This is a genomic window from Comamonas sp. B-9, assembly GCF_000410635.1.
In the GTDB taxonomy this organism is placed as follows: Bacteria; Pseudomonadota; Gammaproteobacteria; order Burkholderiales; family Burkholderiaceae_C; genus Comamonas.
The window spans coordinates 1-273 of record NZ_KE148611.1 but is presented as its reverse complement, the minus strand read 5'-3'; the positions used below and the strand labels follow the sequence as shown (position 1 = coordinate 273).

At 70.3% G+C, this 273-nt stretch carries 1 pseudogene; it reads right to left on the bottom strand.

What is annotated here, in order from left to right:
- Positions 1 to 51 precede the first annotated feature (51 nt).
- Positions 52 to 273 (bottom strand): annotated as a pseudogene (locus H928_RS32440) (magnesium chelatase); the annotation flags it as partial.

The window sequence follows — 273 nt, the reverse complement described above, 5'->3', positions numbered from 1 at the left end:
AAAGGGGTTTTGAAAGCCCAGGGAGCCGCTATGGAGGCGCAAGGCACTGGCTCAGGCCGGTATCCAATCCGCGTGCCAGCGCGCTGCCAGGCGTTGGCTCAGCTGCAAGGGCAGGCCACCCCGGTCAAAGCCCACGACGGTGATCTGCTCGGCGCAGCTGGGGCGCTCGGGCACCTGGGCAAAGCGGCCGTCGCTGAGCAGCCAGACGCAGGCACGGCGGGCGCGCTGCAGCAGGCGCTCCAGCAAGCTGATGGCGCTGGCCAGCGGGCTGCC